The sequence below is a fragment of the Amycolatopsis sp. FBCC-B4732 genome (assembly GCF_023008405.1).
In the GTDB taxonomy this organism is placed as follows: domain Bacteria; phylum Actinomycetota; class Actinomycetes; order Mycobacteriales; family Pseudonocardiaceae; genus Amycolatopsis; species Amycolatopsis pretoriensis_A.
Genome location: NZ_CP095376.1, coordinates 2,790,868 through 2,811,778, shown reverse-complemented (window position 1 = coordinate 2,811,778; position 20,911 = coordinate 2,790,868). Strand labels below are relative to the sequence as shown.

Sequence of the window (20,911 nt, the reverse complement as noted above, 5' to 3'; positions counted from 1 at the left end):
CCGCCACCGTGGACACCCGATCCACTACTGCACGTGACCATTGGCGAATTGTTCCCTTTGCCGGTCGGATATTCACCGACAATCCATTTCACGAAATCGATCCAGAATCGAGCAGCCGCGCGACACGGGCCGCGGTGTCCACACTGGACTGCGGGTTCTGGCCCGTGACGAGGTTCGCCTCGGCGACGACCGTGCTCGACCACGGCGCGCCCGGCGTCACGGCGGCACCCTGCTCACGCAGCCGCGCCTCGACGAAGAACGGCGTCCGCTCCCCCAGGCCGCCCTGGCGTTCTTCGTCGTCGCTGAAGGAAGTCATCGCGCGCCCGGCGAAGGCGAACGTCCCGTCGTCCCGGCGGGCGGCGAGGAGCCCGGCGACGCCGTGGCACAGCGCCGCGACGAGCTTGCCCGCGTCGTCCGCGGCGACCAGCAGCCGCCCGAGCGCGGGGTCGGTGGCCAGGTCGGCCATCGGCCCGTGCCCGCCGGGCAGGTAGAGCGCGTCGTAGCCGTCGACGGTCGCGTCGGCCAGCTTCAGCGGCGCGGCCAGGTCGTCGAGCGCGTCGAGGTACGAGCGGTACTTCGCGCCGGCCACGGGGCCGACGCCGCCGCGCTCGTCGAAGCTGACCGGGTCGGCGACCGGCTGCCGCCCCTCCGGGGTGGCGACGTCGACGTGGTGCCCGGCTTCGGTGAGCACCCGGTACGACTCGGCGACCTCCTCGGCCCAGAAGCCGGTCGGGTGGTCGGTGCCGTCGGCGAGGCGCAGCCGGCCGGCGGCCGAAACGATCATCAGGATCCTTGCCATGTCGGGGTTTTCCTTGTCCGCGGGACCCGGTGCCCCGCACGCCGGGGTCAACCGCGCGAACCCGGCCGGTAGTCCGGCGCGGCCGGTACCATCCATAACGGTGCTTATGGAAGGTGGCTCGCTCTCCGCCGCCGCGGCGGAGCTGGGCCTGACCCAGCCCGCCGTCACCGGCCAGCTGTCGAGGCTGGAGAAGGAGCTGGGCGAGCCGCTGTTCACCCGGTCCCGCCACGGCGCCGCGCCGACCGCCCGCGCGGTCGAGCTGGCCGCGCGCGTCGGCACCCGGATCGACGAACTGCGGGGCGCGCTCACGCCCGGCCCGGACGACGCCGTCCCGCTCGGCAAGGTCGCGCTCGGCGGCGCGAGCGACGCGATGGCGACCCGGGTACTGCCCGCGCTCACCCCGCTGGTCACGCGCGGGCTCCAGCTCACCGTGACGCTCGGCCTCGCCGAGGAACTGCTGGCCGCGCTCACCGCGGCCCGCCTCGACCTCGTCGTCTCGTCGGTGCGGCCGCGCGACCGCGCGCTGACCGCGACCCCGATGATCGACGAAGAGTTCGTCCTGGTCGCCGCCCCGGCGCTGGCCCGCGGCATCGACCCGGCGCGGCTGGCGGCCGACCCGGTCGGCGCGCTGGCGGCGTTGCCGCTCGTGGCCTACGCCGAGGAGTTGCCGATCATCCGCCGCTACTGGCGCAGCGAGTTCGGCAGGCGCCCGCCGAACCGGGTCGCGGTGGTGGTCCCGGACCTGCGCGCGGTCCTGGCGGTGGTGATCGCGGGCGCGGGCGCGACGGTCCTGCCCCGCTACCTCGCGGCGGCGGCACTGGAGACGGGTTCGGTGGAGCTGGTCCACGAGCCCGAGACCCCACCGCTCAACACCTGGTACCTGGTCACCTGCACCACGCCACCCCGCCCGGCGGTGAGCCTGGTGCGCGACCGCCTGCTCCAGCGCGCCCAAGCCTGGAGCTCGCTCTAGCGGGCTCCCGCCGCGCTCACTCCCCGCCGCGCGCGGCTCAGCCCGCGTTGGCCAGGAGGTTTCCGCCCGCCGGGGCGCTCTGCATCAGGCACGCGTGGCACGGCATGCCGCGCAGCCCGTCGAGCACCTCGGCCTCGCCGGGGAAGATCGACTCGCCGCACAGCGCCGTCAGGTGCCCCGGGACCGGGCCCGTCGGGACGGGGATCAGGTGGCAGACGCGTCTGCTTTCGCCCACGACGCCTCGGCGAAGCCGCACCAACGCGAGCATCCCACCGTTCTCACCCATAGCCGAACGGTAGGCCGAACGGCCGATCACGGCTTCGTGCCCGCGACCCAATGATCTCCGCCACCGGTGGTTCGCGGCACCAAAGTCACGCCGCGGCCAGCACGGCCGCCCCGAGCCGGCGGCACAGGTTGAGCGCCAGCTCGACGTCCAGCCGTCCCTCGCCGAGCCCGCGCGGCAGCAGTTCCTGCGCCTTGCGGACGCGGTACTGGACGGAGTTCTTGTGCATCGTCAGCTCGGCCGCCGACGCGGTGTAGCTGCCGCCGGAAGCGAGGAACACCCGCAGCGTCTCGCGCAGCCGCCCGCAGTTCTCGTCGTCGGCCGACAGCGGCCCGAGCGTGCTCGCAACCCACAGGCGCGCCGCGTTGAGGTCGCTCGTCATCAGCGCGACCGTGCCGACTTCCCGGAACGTCAGGACGCGGTCGCAGTGCTCGCCGGCGGCCAGGGCCAGCGCGTGCACCCGTCGGGCCTGCTGGTGGGTGTCGCGAAAACCGTCGACGCCGGTGCCGGGGTCGCCGACGGTCACCCGCACGCCCGGATCGGCGTCCGCGAGGGCCGCGTCGAGGTCTTCCCGCCGGACCGCCTCGACCGGCAGCCACGCCCACGCGCCGGCTTCGTCGCGGGGCACGAACAGCGGGCGGCCCGCACCACCGGCGCGTTCGAGCACCGCACCCGCGACCGATTCCAGGTGGGACAGCACGTCGTGGGCTTCGGACGCGTGCCAGACGACCAGCCCGACGTGCGTGCCGCGCAGCCGGTAGCCGATCACCGCCTCGGCGGCGTCGACGTCGGGCGGGCCGCCGTTCTCGCCGAGCAGGTCCAGCACCTTGGCCGCCCGCGCGGCACTCCGGTTGAGCAGCCACCGATCGCGTTCGTCCTGGTAGACGCCGACGAGCTGGCGGACCACCCGGGTGATGAACTCGTAGGCGACCTTCAGCAGCCGGCGCATCATGGCGCCGAGCAGCGCCGCGTCGTCGACGACCCGGATGCACTCCTGGAACCCGAAGTCGAGCATCGCGGCCTGGCCGAGGTCGTACGCGCGGATCAGGTCGAACACCGGCGTGCCGCGCTGCGCCAGCCGCCGCGCGTACTCCATCGCCGCGGCCGGCGGCTCGACGGTCGCCGGGTCGATGCCGTGCCGGAAGATCTGCAGCGCGGTCTCGATGTTCTGGTAGACGCTCGCCGACAGCAGGCTCACCATGCGCTCGTCGTCGTTGACCAGCTGCGGCAGGTCGGCCGCGTACAGCTGGATCAGTTCGCCGGTGAGTTCGTCCGCGCGGCCCGCCAGTGCGGCGGCCATCTGCCGGATGCGCTCCGAGACGACTTCTTCGTCCACCATGGAGCCACTCTACGGGGTATGGATCAAGCTATTCGAGGAACACGTCGATCAAGTCGAACGTCGCATCGGGAGCCTGCAGCGCCGGCATGTGCCCGGCGCCCGGGACGACCTCGAACCGGGCGTCGGCGAACGCGGCCGCGTAGGCCTTGCCGAAGGCCGGCGGGACGACGGTGTCGTCCTCGCCCCAGATGAGCAGCGCCGGGATCCGGACCCGCGCCAGGCGGCGCAACAGTTTCGGATCGGCCAGGCCGGGGCCGGCGTAGGTCCGCAACGCCTCCAGGTCGGCCGGGTTCGGCCCCGGCGCGCCGGGCGGCGGCTGCGGCGCACCGGCCGGCGGCTGCGGCATCCGCACGGGGACGCCGTCGACCTCGGGACCGATGGCGTCGAGCAGCACGAGCTTGCCGAGCCGCCGCCCCCGGTCGCGGACGGCCAGCTCGGCCGCGACCCAGCCGCCGAAGGAGCTGGCCACCACGGTGACGTCCGTGAGGTCTTCGTCCTCGAGCAGCTCGAGGTAGGCCAGCGCGAGGTCGTCGACGCCGGTGCACCAGTCCGGGCGCGGGGTGCCCGACCAGCCCGGGTGGGTCGGGGCGAGCACCCGGGCGCGCGGCGCGAAGTGCTCGACGATCGAGGTGACGCCGCGGGGTCCGGCGCCGCCGTGCAGCACCAGCACCGTCCGGTCGCCGGCACCGGTGTCGAGGAGGTCGAAGGTCATGGTGGTCCCTTTCGTCAGTGGCGGGCGGCGAACCGGGTCATCTGCTCGACCATCGCGGCGGGCGCGCCGGGGGCGAAGCAGGCTTCGAGGTTGTCCGCCGAGTCCCGGGCGGCGGCTTCCGCGCGGGGGAACATCGCGGCTTCGTAGGCCGAGAGAGCGCTTTCGACGTCGTCGTGACCGGCCAGCGCGAGGGCCAGTTCGGCGGCGTCGAGCATGGCGAGGTTCGCGCCCTCGCCGGCGAAGGGTGACATCACGTGTGCGGCATCGCCCAGAAGTGTCACACCCGGGACGCGCGCCCAGCGGTGCCCGACCGGCAGGGCGTGGATCGGCCGCGGGATCAGGGCACCGTCGCTTTCCGCGATGAGCGCCCGGAGCCCGGCGTCGAAGTCCGCGAAGACCTCGAGCAACTGGTCCCGCTCGGCGAAGTCCGCGACCGCGGCGGGATCCGCGGTCTCGACGGCGGCGTACACCCGGATCCACCCGCCGCCGGTGCGCTGGGCGATCAGCCCCTTCCCCGCGGCGAGCGCGAACATCGACCCGGCGCCGACCAGCGCCGCCACCGCCGGGTGCCGGTCGTCCACATCGGACAGCCGGGCCTCCACGAAGGACAGTCCGGAGTAGCGCGGCACGGCGTCCGACAGCAGCGGGCGGACCTTCGACCAGGCACCGTCCGCGCCGACCACCAGATCGGCTTCGACGACTTCGCCGGTGTCCAGGGTGAGCCGCCCGGGCGCCACCGCGGTCACCTTGGCACCCCAGCGGACCACTCCGTCCGGCAGCGATTCGACGAGGATCCGCTTGAGGGCACCGCGGTCGATCTCGGGCCGGGCGCCCCCGCTGTCTTCGGCGGTCTCTTCGAACCGGACGACGCCGTGGCGGTCGAGGATCCGCAGGGCTTCGCCTTCTTCCCGGGCGAGGGCCCGGAATCCGTCGAGCAGGCCGGCCTCGGCCAGGGCACGCAGCCCGGATTCTTCGTGCAGGTCGAGCGTGCCGCCCTGGTCGCGGGCGGTGGGCGTGGCGTCCAGTTCGTACACCGTCGCGGCGATGCCGCGGGTGTGCAGGACGCGGGCCAGGGTGAGCCCACCCAGGCCGCCGCCGGTGATGGCGATCGCGGGCATCAGGACTCCTCGGGTTCGGGGCGCGGGGTGGCGAGCGCGCCGTTGAGCAGCGCGTCGAACGCCCACCTCGTGCGGCGGGGGCCGGGGCCGGACACCAGGTCGGCGGCCAGCGCGGCGATGTGCGGGTGGGTCCGCGGCGACGCCGTCGCCACCGACTCGACCAGGACGTCGTGCTCGCGGGCGGCACCGGGTTTCTCCCGGCGGCTGCCGTGCTCGACGGCGGCCGCGGTGGCGCTCAGCAGCAGCGCGTCGACCGCCCACGCCGCCTGCCCCGGTGCCATGCCGCCTTCGTCGAGCAGCGCGAGCACGCGCTCGACGAGCGTGAAGTAGTTCGGCCCGCTCAGCCGCGTCACCAGCGCGACGCGGGCCAGGCTGGGGTGCGCGAACAGCACCGCCCGGTAGGAGTCCAGCACCGCCCACAGGCGTTCGCGCCAGTCCCCCTCCCCGCCGAGGTCGACCTCGGCGAGCAGCTCGTCGAGCACCGCGGCGTGCAGTTCCTCGGTGTCCTTGACGTAGACGTAGAGCGACGCGGCCCCGGTGTCGAGCTCCTTGGCGAGCCGTCGCATGGTGACGCGCTCGACGCCTTCGGCGCGCATCAGCGCGACCGCTGTCGCCACGATGCCGTCACGCGTCAACGCCGGCTTCGCCGGGCGCTCCCGCCGGTTGTACGTGCTGTCCGGTGTCATGCCACCACCATAGCGAACATGTTCGTGACGAACGTGTTCGGGTGCGCCACGTCACCGTCAGGGTACGGTTCGAGTCCTCAGAATTTTCTCAGAACAATGTTCAGGGTCAATGGTTCGGAAACATTCCCGAAACACCGGAGCGGACCACTCCGCAAACTGGTCTGGACCACTGGATCAAGATCACCCGGACGGCGGTTTTACGTTGCCTGCGGCCGGAAACTCCAGTGAATACCATTACTTAAATGTGCTTAACCGACCTTAGGACCTTGTGACGAGTCACTGACGGACGGTATATCTGGGCGCGTACCGAATTCGCAGCGGCCGGTCCCTCCCCCGGCCGGTTCGATGCCGCCCAGCACCGACACCGGAGGCACCATGCACCGCCTGGACCCGGCCCGCGAGCACGTCATCGGGCTGTACCGCATCGTCATCGGCTTCTTGTTCGCCTGCCACGGCCTCAAGACCCTGTTCGGCCTGTTCGGCGCGAAGGCCCCCACGGCCGTCGGCGCCTGGCCGGGCTGGTGGGCCGCGCTCATCCAGCTCGTCTGCGGCGTGCTCGTCTGCGTCGGCTTCGGCACCCGGGTCGCCGCCGTGCTCGGCTCCGGCTCGATGGCCTACGCGTACTTCTCCTCGCACGCCCCGGACGGCCTGTTCCCGATCCAGAACGGCGGCGAAGCGGCGACGCTGTTCTGCTGGTCGCTGCTCATCGTCGCGTTCGTGGGCCCCGGCCGCTTCGCGCTCGGCAACCTCGCCACGCGACAGCGGGAAGCACAGCCGGACCGGGCCGGCGTCACCGCCTGACGAAGGGAGGGCTCGGCGGCGCCCGCTCCACCGGTGCGCCGCCGGGTTCGCCTAGCGGGAGATGCCCACGCCACTGCGGGCGTCCGGGCCGTACTTCGCCAGCTCGCCCGCGAGGTCCAGCCGGCCGATGGCCGCGCTCTTCGCGCGGTCCGCGTCGGTCAGCAGCTCGCGCGGGATGATCCAGACCACCTCGAACTCGATGCCGCTGGGGTCCTTGGCGTACAACGACTTCGTGGTGCCGTGGTCCGACGACCCGACCAGCGCGCCCGCCTCGCGGAGCCGGCCCGCGATCCGCTCGAGGTCGCCGAGGGTGTCGACCTCCCACGCGAGGTGGTAGAGCCCCACCGACGTCTGGCCCGCGCCGGAATCCTCGGCGTGCGCGCCGATCTCGAAGAGGCCGAGGTCGTGGTCGTTGGTCGAACCGGGGGCGCGCAGGAAGGCCGCGCCGCGGTGGGCGTCGCCGCCGTCGATGTAGCCGAAGCCCAGCACGTCCCGGTAGAAAGCGACGCTCTCCGCCAGGTTCCGGACATAGAGCACGGCGTGGTTCAGGCGAAAGATCGACATCGGGACTCCCGCGCGCGGTACGTAATCGATTGAAGTTTCAACTTCAGGCTACCACGGACCACTCTCGGTAGGTGTCGTGACCGACCGGGCGACAAACCTTCGACACCGGATCGAGGCCCTGGTCAGGCGCCCCGGCGGTTCGTAGGGTGGATCCACCGCAGGACACCGTGTCAGCTGTCCCGCGGGCGGCGGGGCCCCGGGTCCGACCTTTCCCCGAAGCCAAGTCCGAGGCACCGCCGCGCCTCCCCGGCCGATCGCGCCGCCTTCCCATCGCCAATCGTTCGTACCCGGCTCCTGACGCGCACAGTTACCTTAGCCCTAAGCTAGACTTCTTAGCGCTAAGCAATCTGACGCAGAGGAGTCCCCATGCGCATCACCGTGTTCGGCGCGGCCGGCAACGTCGGCCGCCGCGTCGTCGTCGAAGCCGTCGCCCGAGGTCACGAAGTCACCGCCGTCGCCCGCGATCCTCGGCGCGCCGAGGATCTGCCGGTCCCCGTCCGCCCGGGCGACGCCGCGAACCCCGACGACGTCGCCGTGCTCAGCCGGGGCCAGGACCTCGTGATCACGGCGACCCGGCCCGCACCCGGCCGGGAACACGAGCTGGTCGAAGCGACCCGGGGCCTGCTCAAAGGCCTCGCCGGCACCGGCGTCCGGCTGCTGGCCGTCGGCGGCGCGGCGAGCCTGCTCACCCCCGCCGGCACGACGGTGCTCGAAGACCCGGGTTTCCCCGCCGAGTTGCGCCCGATCGCCGCGGCATGTCAGGCGCAGCACGACGAATACCGGACCGACACCGCCGCCGACTGGACCTACGCCAGCCCGCCCGCACTCCTGGAGCCGGGCGAACGGACCGGCCACTACCGCCTCGGCGGCGACGAACTGCTCGTCGACGCCGACGGCCGGTCGGCGATCTCGATGGAGGACTTCGCGGTCGCGTTGCTGGACGAAGCGGAACGGCCGCGCCACCACCGAACCCGGTTCACCGTCGCGAACTGATTTACATACATACACCATGTATGTAACCTGACCGCATGACGCAACGGAGCGAAACCCTGGGTCAGGAGCACCGCGTCCGGCTGCCCGCCGGCGAGGTGCGGTACTTCGAGCGGGGCTCCGGCGCCCCGGTGGTGTTCGTCCACGGGGTGCTGACGAACGCGGAACTCTGGCGGAAAGTCGTCCCCGAAGTCGCCGCGGCCGGGTTCCGGTGCCTGGCGCCCGACCTGCCGCTCGGCGCGCACGACCTGCCGATGCGCGCGGACGCCGACCTGTCCCCCACCGGGAACGCCGACGTCATCGCCGGCTTCCTCGAGGCGCTCGACCTCCGCGACGTCACGCTCGTCGCGAACGACACCGGCGGCGCGCTGACGCAGATCATGCTCAGCCGCCGTCCGGAGCGGGTCGGGCGCGTGGTGCTCACGCCGTCCGACTGCTTCGAGTACTTCTTCCCGCCGATCTTCAAGGCGCTGCCGCCGATCGCGCGGATCCCGGGGTCGATGGCCGTGCTCGGGCAGCTGCTGCGGATCCGCGCGCTGTACCGGCTTCCGCTGCTGTTCGGCTGGGTGACCAAGCGGCCGCTGCCGGACGCGGTCGCGCAGGCCTACCTCGGGCAGCTGCGGAAGTCGGCCGGAGTGCGGCGGGACCTGCGCAAGCTGCTCCGGGAGGTCCATCCGCGGCACACGCTGGCCGCGGCCGAAAAGCTGCGGACCTTCGACCGGCCGGTGCTCCTGGCGTGGGCGGCCGAGGACAAGCTGTTCCCGATCCGGCTCGCGCACCGCCTCGCCGCGCTGCTGCCGGACGCGAAACTCGTCGAGGTACCCGACTCCTACACGTTCATCTCCGAGGACCAGCCCGCCGTGCTGGCCCGCCACGTCGTCGAGTTCGCGGGTGCCATGGCAGATTAGGCGGGTGCGACGTACCCAGCAGGACCGTTCCGCCGGCACGAAGGCCGCCTTGGTCACCGCCGCGCGCGAGCTGTTCGCCACCCGCGGCTACCAGGCCGTGCCGGCGGACGAGATCACCCGCGCCGCCGGCGTCACCCGGGGCGCGCTGTACCACCACTACGCCGACAAGCAGGGCCTGTTCCGCGCCGTCGTCGAGGAGCTCGAGCGCGAGCTGACCCAAGAGGTCGAAGCCGCGTTCGCCGGCGCCGCGGACCCGCTGACCGGCATGCTGCAGGGCCTGGGCGTCTTCCTCGACGCCTGCCTGCGCGAAGAGGTCCGCCGCATCTCGCTCACCGACGCCCCGGCCGTGCTCGGCTGGGAGGTCTGGCGCGAGATCGAGGCGGAGTACGGCCTCGGCCTGCTCGTCACCGTGCTGGAGCAGGCCAGGGCGGACGGGCTGATCGTCGAGCAGCCCGTCCGCGCCCTGGCCCAGCTCGTGCTCAGCGCGGTGCTGGAGGCGGCGCGGATGATCGCCGCAGCTGACGACCCCGCGACGACCCGCGCCGAGGTCCAGCAGGTACTGGGCGGCTGGCTCGGGAGCCTGCTGCGGACCTAGCTGTGATGTCCAGGAAGGTTGGTCAGCCGGGTGACCGGCGGCTTGCCGCCGGTTGAGCTGTGGGGTCGGTGGTGATCGTGGAAGTGCAGCCAGCCCGGTAGCGCTGCTCGGCGTTGCTGCTCGCAGGGATAGAGGCCGAGCCGTTGTCGGATAGGACCCGTTAGACGGTGACGCCGCGGCCGGCGAACCAGGCCACTGCCCGGCGCACTACCGCGGTGGCTGCGGTTTCGGGGGTGGCGCGTTTGTTGCGCTCGCCTTGGGCGTCCGACGAAGCGGTGCCCGCCGCCGTCGGGGATGTTGCCGAACTCGGTGACATCGACATGGATCAGCGATCCGGGACAGGCGTGTTCGTAGCGGCGCAGGGGTTCGCCGATGACCCGGTCGATGTGGGTGAGTCACAGGCGGGTGCGTGGGGTCAGGGTGGGACACGAAGGCCTCCGGTAGGTGAAGCGGTTCCTAGACAGCTCCACTTCACATCCGGAGGCCTTCACCTGTCTGCACGACAGGCGCCACCAGGTCACCTCAACTCGGGACAACGTCCCTGGACATCACACCGCGCGTCCGGAAGGTGCTCAGCACCGCGGCGCCGACCTCCGTGCTGGAGACCAGCCGCAGGTCCGCGGGCGCCGCGCCGTCGAAGAGCCGGCGGCCGGCCCCGACGAGGCTCGGAAACACGAGCAGCCGGTACTCGTCGACCAGGCCGCGGCGGCCGAGCGCCTGCGCGACCCCGAGCGAGCCGATGACGATCAGGTCCCCGTCGTGGCGCTCGGCCACCTCGATCGGATCCCCAGGCAGCAGCGTGGAGTTCTGCCACGCCGACACGTCGGTCAACGTCCGCGAGACGACCAGCTTCCGGGCCGCGTTGAGCCGGGCGGAGAACTCGTCGGTGCGGCCGGGCCAGAGCTTCGAGAAGAGCTCCCACGTGGTGCGCCCGAGCAGCAGGGTGCCGGTTTCGAGCAGGCTTCCCAGCCGGAACTTGTCCCCGGCGACGGCTTCCGGGCCGTGCCGGAACGCCCAGCCGCCGGTGGCGGTGCCGCCGGAGCCGTCCGGGTCCTCGGCGACGCCGTCCAGGGTGACGAACTCGGTGACGATGACGCTCATGACTGCTCCCGGTGGGTCCCGCCGCGCCCCCTTGGCGCAGCCTCACCGGTACCTACCGGCGGCGGCCGCCGGATTCATCGGCCGCCGCCGGAGAAATTTTCTTACGCCGTGACGAGGGACAGGCCGTAGGTCTGCAGGATCTCGTTCACCGGCTGGAACCACGTCTCGCCGCCGGAGCTGCAGTTGCCCCAGCCGCCCGAGGTGACGCCCTGGGCCTGGTCTCCGGTGATGAACGAACCGCCGGAGTCGCCGGGCTCGGCACAGACGTTGGTCCGCGTCATCTGGTAGACCGCGCCCTGGGAGTAGTTGACCGTCTCGTTGAGACCCAGCACCGTGCCGCAGTGCCAGTGCGTCGTCGAGCCCGAGCGGCACACCGACGTGCCGACCGGCGCGACCCAGGAGCCGCGGACGAGCGCGTCGCTGACCGTGCCCCAGCCGAGCACGACCGGTGCGGTCCACCAGCCGTTGCCGATGCGGATGAACGAGTAGTCGTTGCCGGGGAAGGAAGAGCCGGCGAAGCTGCCCATCGCCGAGCCGTCCCAGCCGACGACCGAGCTGCCCGCGCCGCCGCAGTGCCCGGCGCTGACGAAGCCGCCCTGCACGGAGAACCCGATCGAGCAGCGGGTGTTGCCGTTGATGTAGTACGGGTCGCCGCCGACGGTGCCCGCCGACAACGGCTGCGCGGCCGGCGCGCTCGCCACGGTCACCGGGCCCGACTTCGCGGCGCGGGCCAGGAAGGCGTCGACGTCGGCACCGTGCGCGCCCGGCCGCAGGGTGACCACGACGCTGCCGGCCCGCGGGTCGACGCGCCAGCCGCTGACGGCCGCCGGGGCCGGGTCGGCCTTGGCCGAGGCGTCGATCGCGGCCTTGGCGGCGTCGAGCTTCGCCGCGCTGACCCGGGCGGTGGTGGGCTCGGCACCGGTCCTCCGGACGGCGTCGGCGGCGGCCGGGTCGGTCACGCCGACGACGAGCTTGCCGAGCGCGGGGTCGAACCACGCGCCGCCGAACGCGGCACCGGCGGCCTGCTGCGCGGCCGGCATCACCCGCGCGGCGGACGTTTCCTGGCCGAGCCGGGTTTCGGCCTGGGTGGCGGTCAGGCCGAAGTCCCGCTGCATGGCGGCGATCAGCCCGGGCGACGCGACGGCCGGGCTCAGCGAGGCGGAAGCGAGGGACGCGGTCAGGACGGCGGCGCCGCCGAGGGCAAGGGAGATTCTTCGACGCATGGGGACTCCTCCAGGGACCGGGGGAAAGAAACACACCGTCCGCCGAGTGTGCGGGCCGATGCGCGGTGGGTCCAGATTTGTCCGGTCTTCTGTCCGGAATTCGCGGGAGCGAACGTCTGTCCATTGCGGACTGAACACGCAATCACACTGGGGGACAACAAGTTCCGGGCACGCCAAGAGGCACGGACCGGGCTCACCCGTCCGCGCCGACGAAGGTCTGGACCAAGTACACCACGGCGGCGCGGACCCCGGACCGAACCGGAGACCGCGGGGCAGCGAACGTGCACGACCGTCCCCCGCCGCCGACACCTCACGTACCCGGCGTTCGCGTCCAGGAGAGCGTGCTCGCCGAGCTGACCACGGCCGAACCGGCCGGATCTGTTCGCGACGACCGCCGCGCTGGAAACTCCCCGTAAATCGCGCGCACGACACCGTCCGGTCACCCGGGAAATGGGTGACCGGACGGTTCCGTGCCCGAATCAGATTTCGTCGACCTGGTAGCCGACCACCCGCGCCGGCACCAGCAGCGCCCCGGCGCACTCCGCGACCGCCGGACCGAATCCGTACGGCACGAAATCACCGGCCACGAACCAGAACGCGGAACCGTTCGCGCAGTGCGCCAGCACGCGGTAGCCGTAGCCCTCGCCGGGGAAGCAGCTCACCGAGACACCCTGGCCGAAGAGGGTGGCGTACCGCTCGCCGAAGCAGCCGGGTGGCGCGAAATCGCCGCCGGCCGCGGCCGCGGGTACGACCGTCAGACCGAACAGCGAAAACAAAGCGACCCCGAGAACCGCCAATTTCCTTCGCATGACCACTCCTCAGCGCGGAGAACCCGACGTCGAGAAGCGTAGAAGTGCGGAAGAATTACCGGCAATTCATCGGGCCAGTGAATTCGCGCGCAGCGGAAAGTCACGGCACTGCTCCATCCGGGCTAGCCCGCGCCCCTGGACGGATGGCGTGCTCCTTCCGTGGCCGGTCAACGAGCGAACGCCGTCAGGAACCGGTCGCGGAACGAGTCCATTTTCCACACCGGCGCCCGCGCGGCCGGGTGCAGCCCGTCCGTCCAGCCCCAGCCGGAAATCCGATCCAGCACCTTCGGGTCCTTCGCCACGATCGTGATCGGCACGTCGTGCACCGCCCCCTGCGGCGTGACCACCGGCGGCTGGTGGTCGCCGAGGAACACCAGCACCGTGTTTTCGTCGCCGTAGTGCTGCATGAACGAGATCAGCGTCTTCAGCGAGTAGTCCGTGGCGTCGCGGTAGGCGTCGCGGATCTTCGCGGGGTCCTTCCAGACCGATTCCGGCGCTTCGCCCGCCGCCGGCTGCGGCGCGAAGACCGAGCCGTCGCCGACCTGGTTCCAGTCGACCAGCCAGGGGCGCGGCGACCACGGTGCGTGGCTGGACACGAGGTCGACCTCGGCCATCACCGGTCCCGCCTTCGAGAGTTCCTTGCGCTGCAGCATCGACATCGTGAACTGGTCGGGCATGGTCGCGTAGGCGTAGCCCGGGCCGTGGTAGCCGATGGCGCGGGCGTCGTAGTAGGCGTCCGGGTGGTAGAACTTCTGCCCCTCCGGCCAGTCCTTCGTGTGCGCGGGCACGTCCCAGACCGTCCGCCAGCCCGCGCGCTGGAACGCGCCGCCGAGGGTGAGCCGGTCGCTGGCGAGGAGGTCGTTGTAGCGCTGCTGGTTGTCGATCCACATGCCCGACTGCACCGTCGAGTGGGCCAGCCAGCTGCCGCCGCCGAACGTCGAGGACGACAGGAAAGCGCTCTTCGCGCCGATGCCCGCCGCGCGCAGCTCCGCGGTGCCGGCGTCGAGCGTCGCACCGATCTTCGGGCCGATCGCCGGGTCGTCGAGCGCGACGCGGCCGTAGCTCTCGACGAAGGTGAGCACGACGTTCTTGCCGCGCAGCCCGTTCAGCAGCTGGGCACCGGGGGTGGCGCGGAACGCGTCTTCCGCGGCCACCTCGCCGAACGGGCGCTGCTCCCGCAGGTCGGCGCCCACCTGCCGCAGGTCGCCGTAGGCCAGCGCGGCGGCGCTCTGCGCGGCCACCGGCTGGCCGGGCGCGAGCTCGACGCCGAACACCGAGCAGACGATCCAGACGACCCCGAGCACCGCCACGACCCGCGTCGCCGCGGTCCGGCGCCCGGCCGCGACGCGCGAGAGCCGCAGCATCGCCAGCACCATGAGCACCACGACGACCACCGCGAGCACGCCGGCGCCGATGAGCGCGCCGACGGTGGCCGCGTCCCCGATCTGGCCGGCCAGGAACTCGACTCCGGCGCGGAAGAAGCTCCAGTCGTAAACCGGGTCGAACGGCTTCTCGAGGGTGGCGTAGAACCCGGTGTCCAGCGCCTTCATCAAGGTCAGGAGCCCCAGCACCAGACCGAAGAGGACAGCGACGACGCGGCGCGGACGCGGCGGCAGCACCAGCACGAACGCGGCGACGACGACACCTTCCACCGGCACCCGCACGAGCGCCTCGGCCGAGAACGCGGTGAGGTCGTCCGGTGCGAGGAGCGCGAACAGCACGAGCAGCGCCGCCAGCGCCGTCAGCACCCGGCCCGCGACGGCGTGCCGGCGGCCGGGCCGGGGCAGGCCGAAGTCGGGCAGGGGCGCGGCCGGGGCGGTTCTTCCAAGCATGCGGGCCTCACGTCGTCGATCGCGGCGGTGACCGCCCGGCCCGTGCGGCGGGACCGGCGATCCTCACCCGGTATACGGGCCGGGCCGCCGAGTGGTTCACCCCCGGCCCGCAGGCGGCCACAGGTACACCTTTTCCGGGAGGATCCGGACGACGACCCGCCGCGCGCCCGGCTCGGGCGGCGGCGTCGCCCCGCCCATGTGGCGGGTGTACATTTCGTGCAGCAGCACCTTTTCCGGGTCTTCGGTGAGCTCCACGCTCCCCCGGATCTCGACGTACCGGCCGGGCTCGCCGGCGACCAGCAGGCTGACCCGCGGGTCGCGCAGCATGTTCCGGGTCTTCAGCCGCCCGTGGATCGTGCTGAAGACGACCGCGTCGCCGTCGCGCTTCGCGAAGATCACCGACGACTGCGGCCCGCCGTCGGCGTTCGAGGTCGCGAGCACGGCGGTGTGCGGGCCGTCCAGCACCTCGCGGGCGGCGGCGTTCAGGAGGGGATCGCTCATGCCGGTACCGACCGGCGCCGCCCCGGAAAGGAATCGGCCCTTACCCCGAAGCCCCGGGCCCAAACTCCGCGCACCACCTTTCACCCGCTAAAACACCGGAAATCCCCGCGACGGGTGCCTCGTGGTTGCGGCCGCCGGGAGCCGGTGTTCTCCTCGGGACGACCGATGATCGAATTCCGGACGGAGGCAGGACGGATGAACCTGTTCGACAAGGCCAAGGAAGCGCTCGGGAAGAACCCGGAGCAGGCCGACCAGGGTGTCGACAAGGCCGCCGAGGCCGCGAAGCAGCGGTTCGGCGAGCACTCCGACAAGATCGACCAGGGCTCCGACAAGGTGAAGGACTTCCTGCACAAGCAGGGCGGCGGGCAGCAGGACGCGCCTCCGCAGTGACCGGCCGCCGGTGAAACCCAGCCGTCCGGGGGAAGCACGCTTCACCTCCCGCGCGGCTGGGTACCACCGGCTCCGTGGTCGCCACCTACCTCGTCCCCGTCCGCACCGCCCTCCTCCTCTTCCCGCTGCTCGTGCTGGCCGTCATGCTGCCGGCCGCGTTCGTCAGCTACCGCCGCCGCGGCCGCGCCGGCGGCTGGCCGACCTTCGTCTTCTACACGTTCCTCTTCTACCTGCTGGCGATCGCGACGCAGACGGTGCTGCCGCTGCCCGCCGATCCGGCGTACTGCGCGGGGCACACGTACGCGAGTTCTCCCCAGTTGCGGCCTTTCTACTTCGTCGAAGTGGTCTCGCAGCGCGCCCGCGGGCACTGGAGCCCCGGCGCGCTCCTGCACAACCCCGCGGTCTGGACCACGGCGCTCAACGTCGTGATGCTGGCGCCGCTCGGCTTCTACGTCCGGTACGCGCAGCGGATGCGGCTGGTGCCCGCGGCCCTCATCGGCTTCGGCGTCTCCCTGTTCTTCGAGCTGACGCAGCTGACCGGCCTGTGGTTCGTCTACCCGTGCCCGTACCGGCTGTTCAGCGTCGACGACCTGATCCTCAACACCGCCGGTGTCGTCGTGGGCTGGCTCGTGGCCGGCCCGCTCGGCCGCCTGCTGCCCTCGCCGGAGCCGGAGCACGACCGGCGCCGCTACGCCGCGAAGGTCACCTTCACGCGGCGGCTCTTCGCGCTGGCCAGCGACCTGCTCGGGTTCGCCGCGCTGCTCGGCTTCCTCTTCGGCCTGCTCACGCTGTTCGGCGAGGACCTGCGCCACCGCGACACGCCGGTCGTGATCCTCGCCCTCGTCTGGTTCGTGGTGCTGCCCGCGGTGACCGGTTCGACCCCCGGCAAGCGCGCCATGCTGCTGCGGGTCACGCGCCGGGGCGGGCGCCGGGCCGGGCCGATCTCGCTGCTGGTCCGCAACGGCGTGCTGCTGTCCCCGCTGTGGCTCGGCTGGTGGGCGCTCGACCTCGACCACTGGGACCTCGGCGCCCACCCCGAGCAGCTGCTCCTGCCCGTCGCGCTCGCCGCGTCGGTGTTCGTGGTCGGGGTCTGGACGCCGCTGGCGGTGCTGCTCGACGACGAGCACCGCGCCCCCTACGAACGGCTGACCCGCACCGTGAACACCGCCATCGTGCCGCCCGGCACCGAAGTCCCTGCTCCGGCGGCCGACGCGCCGCCCCGGGAGCCAGTCCTTAAAGGACGGTGACGGGACACGGCGCTGCCCGCGACGGGCGGCTTTGGTAGATTGCGACGGGAACGGGTTGAGCCGCCAGCCCATGTCCCGATCCCCGACCAGGAGTGCTTCATGACCACCGACGCAGCGCGGCCCCGGCAGCGATCCTCCGATGACGGCTGGTCCCTGGAAAGCTCCGAAGACGGGGACCTGCGCGTATACACCCTGCGTGGCGAGTTCGACTTCGCGGTGTCCGCCAAGCTGGCGGACCTGGTGCCAGCGGATCCCGGCGCCGCGCGGATCGTCGTGGACATGGCCGACGTGCAGTACTGCGACTCCAGCTGCCTGCAGGTCCTGCTCCGGCTCGGCCGGGAGCTGCTCCGGGCGGGTGGCCGCTACGCCGTCGTGACGACCGCGCCCGTCGTGGTCCGGCCGATCGAACTGCTCGGGCTCGGCGACCTGATGCCGGTGCACCCGACCCTCGAAGCGGCCCTATCTTCCTGGGGAGACGCGTGACGAGCTCCGATACCCGTGTGAGCGGCCCCGGATCCGGGCATGAAGAAGGGGAAGGCCTCCCCCAGGGGCCGGGCACGGCGAAGGAGGCGGTTGTGAAGCTCCGCGATGTGCGGCACGAGCTCGGCATCTCCGCCGAGCTCTCCGAGCTGGCCCGGGTCCGCCACTGGGTGCGCACCGTGCTGTGCGATCTGCCGGTGAACGTCGTCAGCACCGCGGTGATGGTGGTGGACGAGCTGACTTCGAACGCGCTGCGCCACGGCCGCGCGCCCTACCACGTCCGGCTGCTGCCCGGCGCCGCCAAGCTGCGGATCGAGGTCGACGACGGCGGTGGCGAAACCGCCCGCCGCCGGGCGCCGTCCGACCACGGCGGCCGCGGGCTGCTGCTGGTGGAGCGCTGCGCCGCGGCGTGGGGCCAGCTGCGCCGGCCCAGCGGCAAGACCCTGTGGGCCGAGCTGGTCACCGACCCGGACCCGGCCGGAGCCCGTGGCTGACCGCGCGCGCACCGCGCCCGCCACCCCGGTCGACGCCGGCCGGGAGTGGGCCGCCGCCCCCATCGCGGCGGTCGTCGCGGACGGATCCGGGGTGATCCGCTCGCTCAACGAGGCCGCCCGCCTGCTCTTCCCCGCTGCCGCTCCCGGCCGGCCGCTCGACGGCGCGGTCGCGGACTGGCTGACCGCCGCCCACGGCCCCGGCGGGGTCGCCCGCGGCGAGGTCGGAGAGCGGTCGTTCGCGGCGTACCCGATCCTGCACGGCGACGCCGTGACGTGGTGGCTCGTGGACGAGACCGACGCCCGCGTGGCCCGCGACGCCCTGGCCCGCGAGCAGGAGCGGACCGCCTTCCTGAGCGACGCGTCGGCCGCCCTGCTGGGCTCGCTCAACCTCGAACGCTGCATGGAGGTCGCCGCCCGGCTGGCCGCGGAGCACCTCGCCGACGCCGCGCTGGTCCTGGCCCCCACCCACAGCGGGAGCTTCCCCGCCGTCGCCTGCGTGCGCGGCGGCGAACCGGCCCGCTCCCGGCTGGTGATCGACCCGGACGAGCTGCCCGGCCTCGGCGAGGCCCTGCAGGGCTTCCCGCCGGTGCCTTCGCGCTGGCTCGACCCGGACGCGGCACCCGGCTGGGTGCTGCCCGCGGGGTTCGGTCCGGTCGGGTCGATCGTCGTGACGCCGCTGCCCGGCCACGGCGTGCCCGCCGGCGCACTGGTGCTGCTGCGCCGCGGCGACCGGGCGTCCTTCTCCGACCAGGAAGAGCTCTTCGCGCGGCTGTTCGCGGCCCGCGCCGGCGCGGCGATGTCGGCGGCGCGGGTGTTCGCGCTGCAGGCGTCCATCACGGACACGCTGATGCGCGAGCTGCTGCCGCCCACCCTGGAGCAGCTCGGCGGCGTCGAGTTCGCCGGCCGCTACCGCCCGGCCCGCGACGGCGAGCGGATCGGCGGCGACTTCTACGACGTCCACTCCGCCGTCACCGCCGATGGCGACGACGAGTCGCTGGCCGTGCTCGGCGACGTCTGCGGCAAGGGTCTCGAAGCGGCCGTGCTGACCGGCAAGATCCGCACGACGCTGCGGGCGCTGCTGCCGATGGCCGGCGAGCACCACCGGCTGCTCGACCTGCTGAACCGCACGCTCGGCGACAACGCCGACGCTCGGTACGTCACGCTGGTGCTGGCCTCCGCGCGCCGCGAAGGCGCGACAGTCCGGCTGCGCGTCACCGCCGCCGGGCACCCGCCGCCCCTGATCGTGCGGGCCGACGGGCGGGTCGAGGAGGCGGAGACGCAGGGCAGCCTCATCGGGGTCCTGCCCGAGATCGAGTCGGTGAGCGCCGACGTCACGCTCAACCCGGGCGAGACCTGCCTGCTCTACACCGACGGGATCATCGAGGCGAAGGGCGGCCCGCTCGGGGACGCCATGTTCGGCGAGGACCGGCTCCACCAGGCCCTCGCCGAGTGCGCCAACATGCCCGCCGACGCCGTCGTCGAGCGGGTGCAGATGCTCGCCTCGCAGTGGATCGGGCGCGGCACCCACGACGACATGGCCGTGCTGGCGATCACCGCGCCGCGCGGGCAGCACCTGGCGGCGGTGGGCGGGCACGGCCGCGGGAGGTACACCGCATGAGCACCGCTACCCGCAGCACCGGCGTGGCCGAGCAGGCCGAGCGGCTCTGGGCCGCCGTCACGACCGGCGACGAGTACGCCGCCGGTGACGTCGTCATCCAGGCGCTGAGCGACGGGACCGACCCGGAGAGCGTGCTGCTCGACGTGATCGCCGCGGTGCAGCGGCGGGTCGGGCAGGAGTGGGCGGCCAACCGCCTGAGCGTCGCCCAGGAGCACGCCGCGACCGCGATCAACGACCGCGTGATCGCGACCTTCGGTCACGTGCTGAAGCGCCCGGAGCCGCACCTCGGCCGCGTCACGGTCGCGTGCGTCGACGGCGAATGGCACGCGATGCCGGCCCGGCTGCTGTCCGAGGTGCTGCGCCTGCGCGGGTTCCAGGTCGACTACCTCGGCGCGCAGGTCCCCGCCCCGCACCTGGTGGCCCACCTGCACCGGACCGGGCCGGACGCGGTCGCGCTGTCCAGCTCGATCGCGACCCGGCTGCCGACCGCGCACGCCACGATCACCGCCTGCCAGGCGGCCGCGACCCCGGTCATCGCGGGCGGCGCCGCCTTCGGCCCCGACGGCCGCTACGCGCGGCTGCTGGGCGCCGAAGCGTGGGCCCCGGACGCCCGGACGGCGGCCGACAGGCTCGCGAAGCCCCTCCCCCGCCCGCTCGCGGCCCACCAGCCGCTCGACGACCTGCCGCACCTGGCCGACCAGGAGTACACGCTGGTGACGCGCAGCTCCGGCCGGCTCGTGAAGGCGGTGCTGGCCGGGCTGGAGGAGCGCATCCCGGCGATGCGGGACTACACCGACCTGCAGCGCCAGTACACCGCCGAAGACCTGGCGCACATCGTCGAGTACCTGGCGACGGCGCTGTACGTCGGCGACGAAGAGCTGTTCACCGGGTTCCTGACCTGGACCGCGGGCATCCTCACGGCGCGGGGCGTCCCCGCCGCTTCGCTGGTGCCCGCCCTCGAACTCCTCGAAGCGGAGCTGCGCGACTTCCCGCGCGCCACCGGCCTGCTCCGAGCTGCCCGCACGCACCTGGTGGAGCCGGCCGCCGGAACGGAGCGAACGGCATGACCAGCGGCTTGACCTGCACCTGGACGATCGCGGACGAGGGCACGGCGCGCGTCACGGTCACCGGCGACCTCGAGTTCGCCACGGCCGGCATGCTCGTGCGCCTGGTCACCGACCGCCTCGCCGGTGACCCCGGCGTGCGGGAGGTGCGCCTCGACTGCGGCGAGATCGACTTCTGCGACTCGTCCGGGCTGTCGGAGCTGGTCAAGGTGCACCGTGCGGTCGTCGGGACGGGTCGTCGGTTGTTCTTGGACAATCGGAAGCCGGCGCTCGACCGTCTCTTTGCGCTGACGGGTACGGCCAAGTATCTGACCGGTGAGACTGCGGATTCGCGGGCCTTGCACGATTCTTAGGCTTTGACCTCCACCTGATCGAGTGATGAACAGA

24 protein-coding genes and 1 pseudogene are annotated in these 20,911 nt (G+C 72.6%); 12 read left to right on the top strand and 13 right to left on the bottom strand.

Annotation, left to right across the window (positions count from 1 at the left end):
- Positions 1-88: 88 nt before the first annotated feature.
- On the bottom strand, positions 89-799 hold the full coding sequence (locus MUY14_RS11995; RefSeq protein ID WP_247023051.1) for a type 1 glutamine amidotransferase domain-containing protein: 711 nt from the start codon (positions 797-799) through the stop codon (positions 89-91).
- A 106-nt stretch (positions 800-905) separates the two neighbouring features.
- On the opposite strand from MUY14_RS11995, the gene MUY14_RS11990 reads away from it, so the two are divergent.
- On the top strand, positions 906-1,769 hold the full coding sequence (locus MUY14_RS11990; RefSeq protein ID WP_247025116.1) for a LysR family transcriptional regulator: 864 nt from the start codon (positions 906-908) through the stop codon (positions 1,767-1,769).
- 37 nt (positions 1,770-1,806) lie between these two features.
- Here MUY14_RS11990 and MUY14_RS11985 read toward each other — a convergent pair whose 3' ends face one another.
- The 5 genes from MUY14_RS11985 to MUY14_RS11965 form a co-directional block, all read right to left on the bottom strand.
- Positions 1,807-2,055, bottom strand: coding sequence for a hypothetical protein (locus tag MUY14_RS11985; RefSeq protein ID WP_247023050.1), 249 nt, complete (start codon positions 2,053-2,055; stop codon positions 1,807-1,809).
- Between the two features lie 85 nt (positions 2,056-2,140).
- Positions 2,141-3,391: a CdaR family transcriptional regulator gene (locus MUY14_RS11980; RefSeq protein WP_247023049.1), complete on the bottom strand. Its 1,251-nt coding sequence runs from the start codon at positions 3,389-3,391 to the stop codon at positions 2,141-2,143.
- Positions 3,392-3,419: 28 nt separating this feature from the next.
- A complete protein-coding gene (locus MUY14_RS11975; protein WP_247023048.1) occupies positions 3,420-4,103 on the bottom strand; it encodes an alpha/beta fold hydrolase in 684 nt (227 codons plus the stop codon).
- A 14-nt stretch (positions 4,104-4,117) separates the two neighbouring features.
- Complete coding sequence (locus MUY14_RS11970; protein WP_396126787.1) at positions 4,118-5,221, bottom strand: FAD-dependent oxidoreductase; 1,104 nt, start codon at positions 5,219-5,221, stop codon at positions 4,118-4,120.
- A complete protein-coding gene (locus MUY14_RS11965) occupies positions 5,221-5,907 on the bottom strand; it encodes a TetR/AcrR family transcriptional regulator (protein WP_247023047.1) in 687 nt (228 codons plus the stop codon). The genes MUY14_RS11970 and MUY14_RS11965 overlap by 1 nt, the downstream gene beginning before the upstream one ends.
- 375 nt (positions 5,908-6,282) lie before the next feature.
- On the opposite strand from MUY14_RS11965, the gene MUY14_RS11960 reads away from it, so the two are divergent.
- A complete protein-coding gene (locus MUY14_RS11960; RefSeq protein ID WP_247023046.1) occupies positions 6,283-6,708 on the top strand; it encodes a DoxX family protein in 426 nt (141 codons plus the stop codon).
- Between the two features lie 51 nt (positions 6,709-6,759).
- Here the strand turns inward: MUY14_RS11960 and MUY14_RS11955 are convergent, their stop codons facing one another.
- Entirely contained in the window at positions 6,760-7,272 is a 513-nt protein-coding gene (locus MUY14_RS11955) for a VOC family protein (protein WP_247023045.1), read from the bottom strand.
- Between the two features lie 366 nt (positions 7,273-7,638).
- On the opposite strand from MUY14_RS11955, the gene MUY14_RS11950 reads away from it, so the two are divergent.
- From MUY14_RS11950 to MUY14_RS11940, 3 genes are read left to right on the top strand one after another with little or no spacing between them, the layout of a single operon-like run.
- The gene (locus MUY14_RS11950; protein WP_247023044.1) at positions 7,639-8,265 is read left to right on the top strand and encodes an NAD(P)-dependent oxidoreductase; all 627 of its coding nucleotides are present in this window, start codon (positions 7,639-7,641) and stop codon (positions 8,263-8,265) included.
- Positions 8,266-8,300: 35 nt separating this feature from the next.
- Positions 8,301-9,170 (top strand): alpha/beta fold hydrolase, encoded by an 870-nt coding sequence (locus MUY14_RS11945; protein ID WP_247023043.1) that lies wholly within the window; start codon positions 8,301-8,303, stop codon positions 9,168-9,170.
- A gap of 4 nt (positions 9,171-9,174) precedes the next feature.
- Entirely contained in the window at positions 9,175-9,765 is a 591-nt protein-coding gene (locus tag MUY14_RS11940) for a TetR/AcrR family transcriptional regulator (RefSeq protein WP_247023042.1), read from the top strand.
- On the opposite strand, the pseudogene MUY14_RS11935 reads toward MUY14_RS11940, so the two are convergent.
- The 6 genes and pseudogenes from MUY14_RS11935 to MUY14_RS11910 all read right to left on the bottom strand — a co-directional run.
- Positions 9,762-10,160 (bottom strand): annotated as a pseudogene (locus tag MUY14_RS11935) (IS481 family transposase); the annotation flags it as partial. The gene MUY14_RS11940 and the pseudogene MUY14_RS11935 overlap by 4 nt on opposite strands.
- 127 nt (positions 10,161-10,287) lie before the next feature.
- Complete coding sequence (locus MUY14_RS11930) at positions 10,288-10,866, bottom strand: dihydrofolate reductase family protein (protein WP_247023041.1); 579 nt, start codon at positions 10,864-10,866, stop codon at positions 10,288-10,290.
- A gap of 101 nt (positions 10,867-10,967) precedes the next feature.
- Positions 10,968-12,089 carry a S1 family peptidase gene (locus tag MUY14_RS11925; RefSeq protein WP_247023040.1) on the bottom strand — a complete coding sequence of 374 codons (1,122 nt, stop codon included), beginning with the start codon at positions 12,087-12,089 and terminating at the stop codon, positions 10,968-10,970.
- A 479-nt stretch (positions 12,090-12,568) separates the two neighbouring features.
- Complete coding sequence (locus MUY14_RS11920) at positions 12,569-12,898, bottom strand: hypothetical protein (RefSeq protein WP_247023039.1); 330 nt, start codon at positions 12,896-12,898, stop codon at positions 12,569-12,571.
- Between the two features lie 167 nt (positions 12,899-13,065).
- Positions 13,066-14,730 carry a sulfatase gene (locus MUY14_RS11915; protein ID WP_247023038.1) on the bottom strand — a complete coding sequence of 555 codons (1,665 nt, stop codon included), beginning with the start codon at positions 14,728-14,730 and terminating at the stop codon, positions 13,066-13,068.
- A gap of 96 nt (positions 14,731-14,826) precedes the next feature.
- Positions 14,827-15,231, bottom strand: a complete 405-nt coding sequence (locus MUY14_RS11910) for a PPOX class F420-dependent oxidoreductase (protein ID WP_247023037.1) — start codon at positions 15,229-15,231, stop codon at positions 14,827-14,829.
- 195 nt (positions 15,232-15,426) lie between these two features.
- On the opposite strand from MUY14_RS11910, the gene MUY14_RS11905 reads away from it, so the two are divergent.
- The 7 genes from MUY14_RS11905 to MUY14_RS11875 all read left to right on the top strand — a co-directional run bounded on the left by MUY14_RS11905 (position 15,427) and on the right by MUY14_RS11875 (position 20,877).
- Positions 15,427-15,621, top strand: coding sequence for an antitoxin (locus MUY14_RS11905; protein ID WP_125316185.1), 195 nt, complete (start codon positions 15,427-15,429; stop codon positions 15,619-15,621).
- Positions 15,622-15,695: 74 nt separating this feature from the next.
- Positions 15,696-16,868: a VanZ family protein gene (locus MUY14_RS11900; RefSeq protein ID WP_247023036.1), complete on the top strand. Its 1,173-nt coding sequence runs from the start codon at positions 15,696-15,698 to the stop codon at positions 16,866-16,868.
- A 99-nt stretch (positions 16,869-16,967) separates the two neighbouring features.
- Complete coding sequence (locus MUY14_RS11895; protein ID WP_247023035.1) at positions 16,968-17,351, top strand: STAS domain-containing protein; 384 nt, start codon at positions 16,968-16,970, stop codon at positions 17,349-17,351.
- Between the two features lie 92 nt (positions 17,352-17,443).
- A complete protein-coding gene (locus tag MUY14_RS11890; protein WP_247023034.1) occupies positions 17,444-17,842 on the top strand; it encodes an ATP-binding protein in 399 nt (132 codons plus the stop codon).
- Complete coding sequence (locus MUY14_RS11885) at positions 17,835-19,460, top strand: PP2C family protein-serine/threonine phosphatase (protein ID WP_247023033.1); 1,626 nt, start codon at positions 17,835-17,837, stop codon at positions 19,458-19,460. Before MUY14_RS11890 ends, MUY14_RS11885 begins: the two co-directional genes overlap by 8 nt.
- Positions 19,457-20,527, top strand: a complete 1,071-nt coding sequence (locus tag MUY14_RS11880; RefSeq protein ID WP_247023032.1) for a B12-binding domain-containing protein — start codon at positions 19,457-19,459, stop codon at positions 20,525-20,527. The genes MUY14_RS11885 and MUY14_RS11880 overlap by 4 nt, the downstream gene beginning before the upstream one ends.
- Positions 20,524-20,877 carry an STAS domain-containing protein gene (locus MUY14_RS11875; protein WP_247023031.1) on the top strand — a complete coding sequence of 118 codons (354 nt, stop codon included), beginning with the start codon at positions 20,524-20,526 and terminating at the stop codon, positions 20,875-20,877. Before MUY14_RS11880 ends, MUY14_RS11875 begins: the two co-directional genes overlap by 4 nt.
- Positions 20,878-20,911 lie beyond the last annotated feature (34 nt).

What these genes read in the sequence shown, in the direction of transcription:
- MUY14_RS11995 (WP_247023051.1), bottom strand. Translation starts at nt 799, where the DNA reads ATGGCAAGGATCCTGATGATCGTTTCGGCCGCCGGCCGGCTGCGCCTC.
- MUY14_RS11990 (WP_247025116.1), top strand. Translation starts at nt 906, where the DNA reads ATGGAAGGTGGCTCGCTCTCCGCCGCCGCGGCGGAGCTGGGCCTGACC.
- MUY14_RS11985 (WP_247023050.1), bottom strand. Translation starts at nt 2,055, where the DNA reads ATGGGTGAGAACGGTGGGATGCTCGCGTTGGTGCGGCTTCGCCGAGGC.
- MUY14_RS11980 (WP_247023049.1), bottom strand. Translation starts at nt 3,391, where the DNA reads ATGGTGGACGAAGAAGTCGTCTCGGAGCGCATCCGGCAGATGGCCGCC.
- MUY14_RS11975 (WP_247023048.1), bottom strand. Translation starts at nt 4,103, where the DNA reads ATGACCTTCGACCTCCTCGACACCGGTGCCGGCGACCGGACGGTGCTG.
- MUY14_RS11970 (WP_396126787.1), bottom strand. Translation starts at nt 5,221, where the DNA reads ATGCCCGCGATCGCCATCACCGGCGGCGGCCTGGGTGGGCTCACCCTG.
- MUY14_RS11965 (WP_247023047.1), bottom strand. Translation starts at nt 5,907, where the DNA reads ATGACACCGGACAGCACGTACAACCGGCGGGAGCGCCCGGCGAAGCCG.
- MUY14_RS11960 (WP_247023046.1), top strand. Translation starts at nt 6,283, where the DNA reads ATGCACCGCCTGGACCCGGCCCGCGAGCACGTCATCGGGCTGTACCGC.
- MUY14_RS11955 (WP_247023045.1), bottom strand. Translation starts at nt 7,272, where the DNA reads ATGTCGATCTTTCGCCTGAACCACGCCGTGCTCTATGTCCGGAACCTG.
- MUY14_RS11950 (WP_247023044.1), top strand. Translation starts at nt 7,639, where the DNA reads ATGCGCATCACCGTGTTCGGCGCGGCCGGCAACGTCGGCCGCCGCGTC.
- MUY14_RS11945 (WP_247023043.1), top strand. Translation starts at nt 8,301, where the DNA reads ATGACGCAACGGAGCGAAACCCTGGGTCAGGAGCACCGCGTCCGGCTG.
- MUY14_RS11930 (WP_247023041.1), bottom strand. Translation starts at nt 10,866, where the DNA reads ATGAGCGTCATCGTCACCGAGTTCGTCACCCTGGACGGCGTCGCCGAG.
- MUY14_RS11925 (WP_247023040.1), bottom strand. Translation starts at nt 12,089, where the DNA reads ATGCGTCGAAGAATCTCCCTTGCCCTCGGCGGCGCCGCCGTCCTGACC.
- MUY14_RS11920 (WP_247023039.1), bottom strand. Translation starts at nt 12,898, where the DNA reads ATGCGAAGGAAATTGGCGGTTCTCGGGGTCGCTTTGTTTTCGCTGTTC.
- MUY14_RS11915 (WP_247023038.1), bottom strand. Translation starts at nt 14,730, where the DNA reads ATGCTTGGAAGAACCGCCCCGGCCGCGCCCCTGCCCGACTTCGGCCTG.
- MUY14_RS11910 (WP_247023037.1), bottom strand. Translation starts at nt 15,231, where the DNA reads ATGAGCGATCCCCTCCTGAACGCCGCCGCCCGCGAGGTGCTGGACGGC.
- MUY14_RS11905 (WP_125316185.1), top strand. Translation starts at nt 15,427, where the DNA reads ATGAACCTGTTCGACAAGGCCAAGGAAGCGCTCGGGAAGAACCCGGAG.
- MUY14_RS11895 (WP_247023035.1), top strand. Translation starts at nt 16,968, where the DNA reads ATGACCACCGACGCAGCGCGGCCCCGGCAGCGATCCTCCGATGACGGC.
- MUY14_RS11880 (WP_247023032.1), top strand. Translation starts at nt 19,457, where the DNA reads ATGAGCACCGCTACCCGCAGCACCGGCGTGGCCGAGCAGGCCGAGCGG.
- MUY14_RS11875 (WP_247023031.1), top strand. Translation starts at nt 20,524, where the DNA reads ATGACCAGCGGCTTGACCTGCACCTGGACGATCGCGGACGAGGGCACG.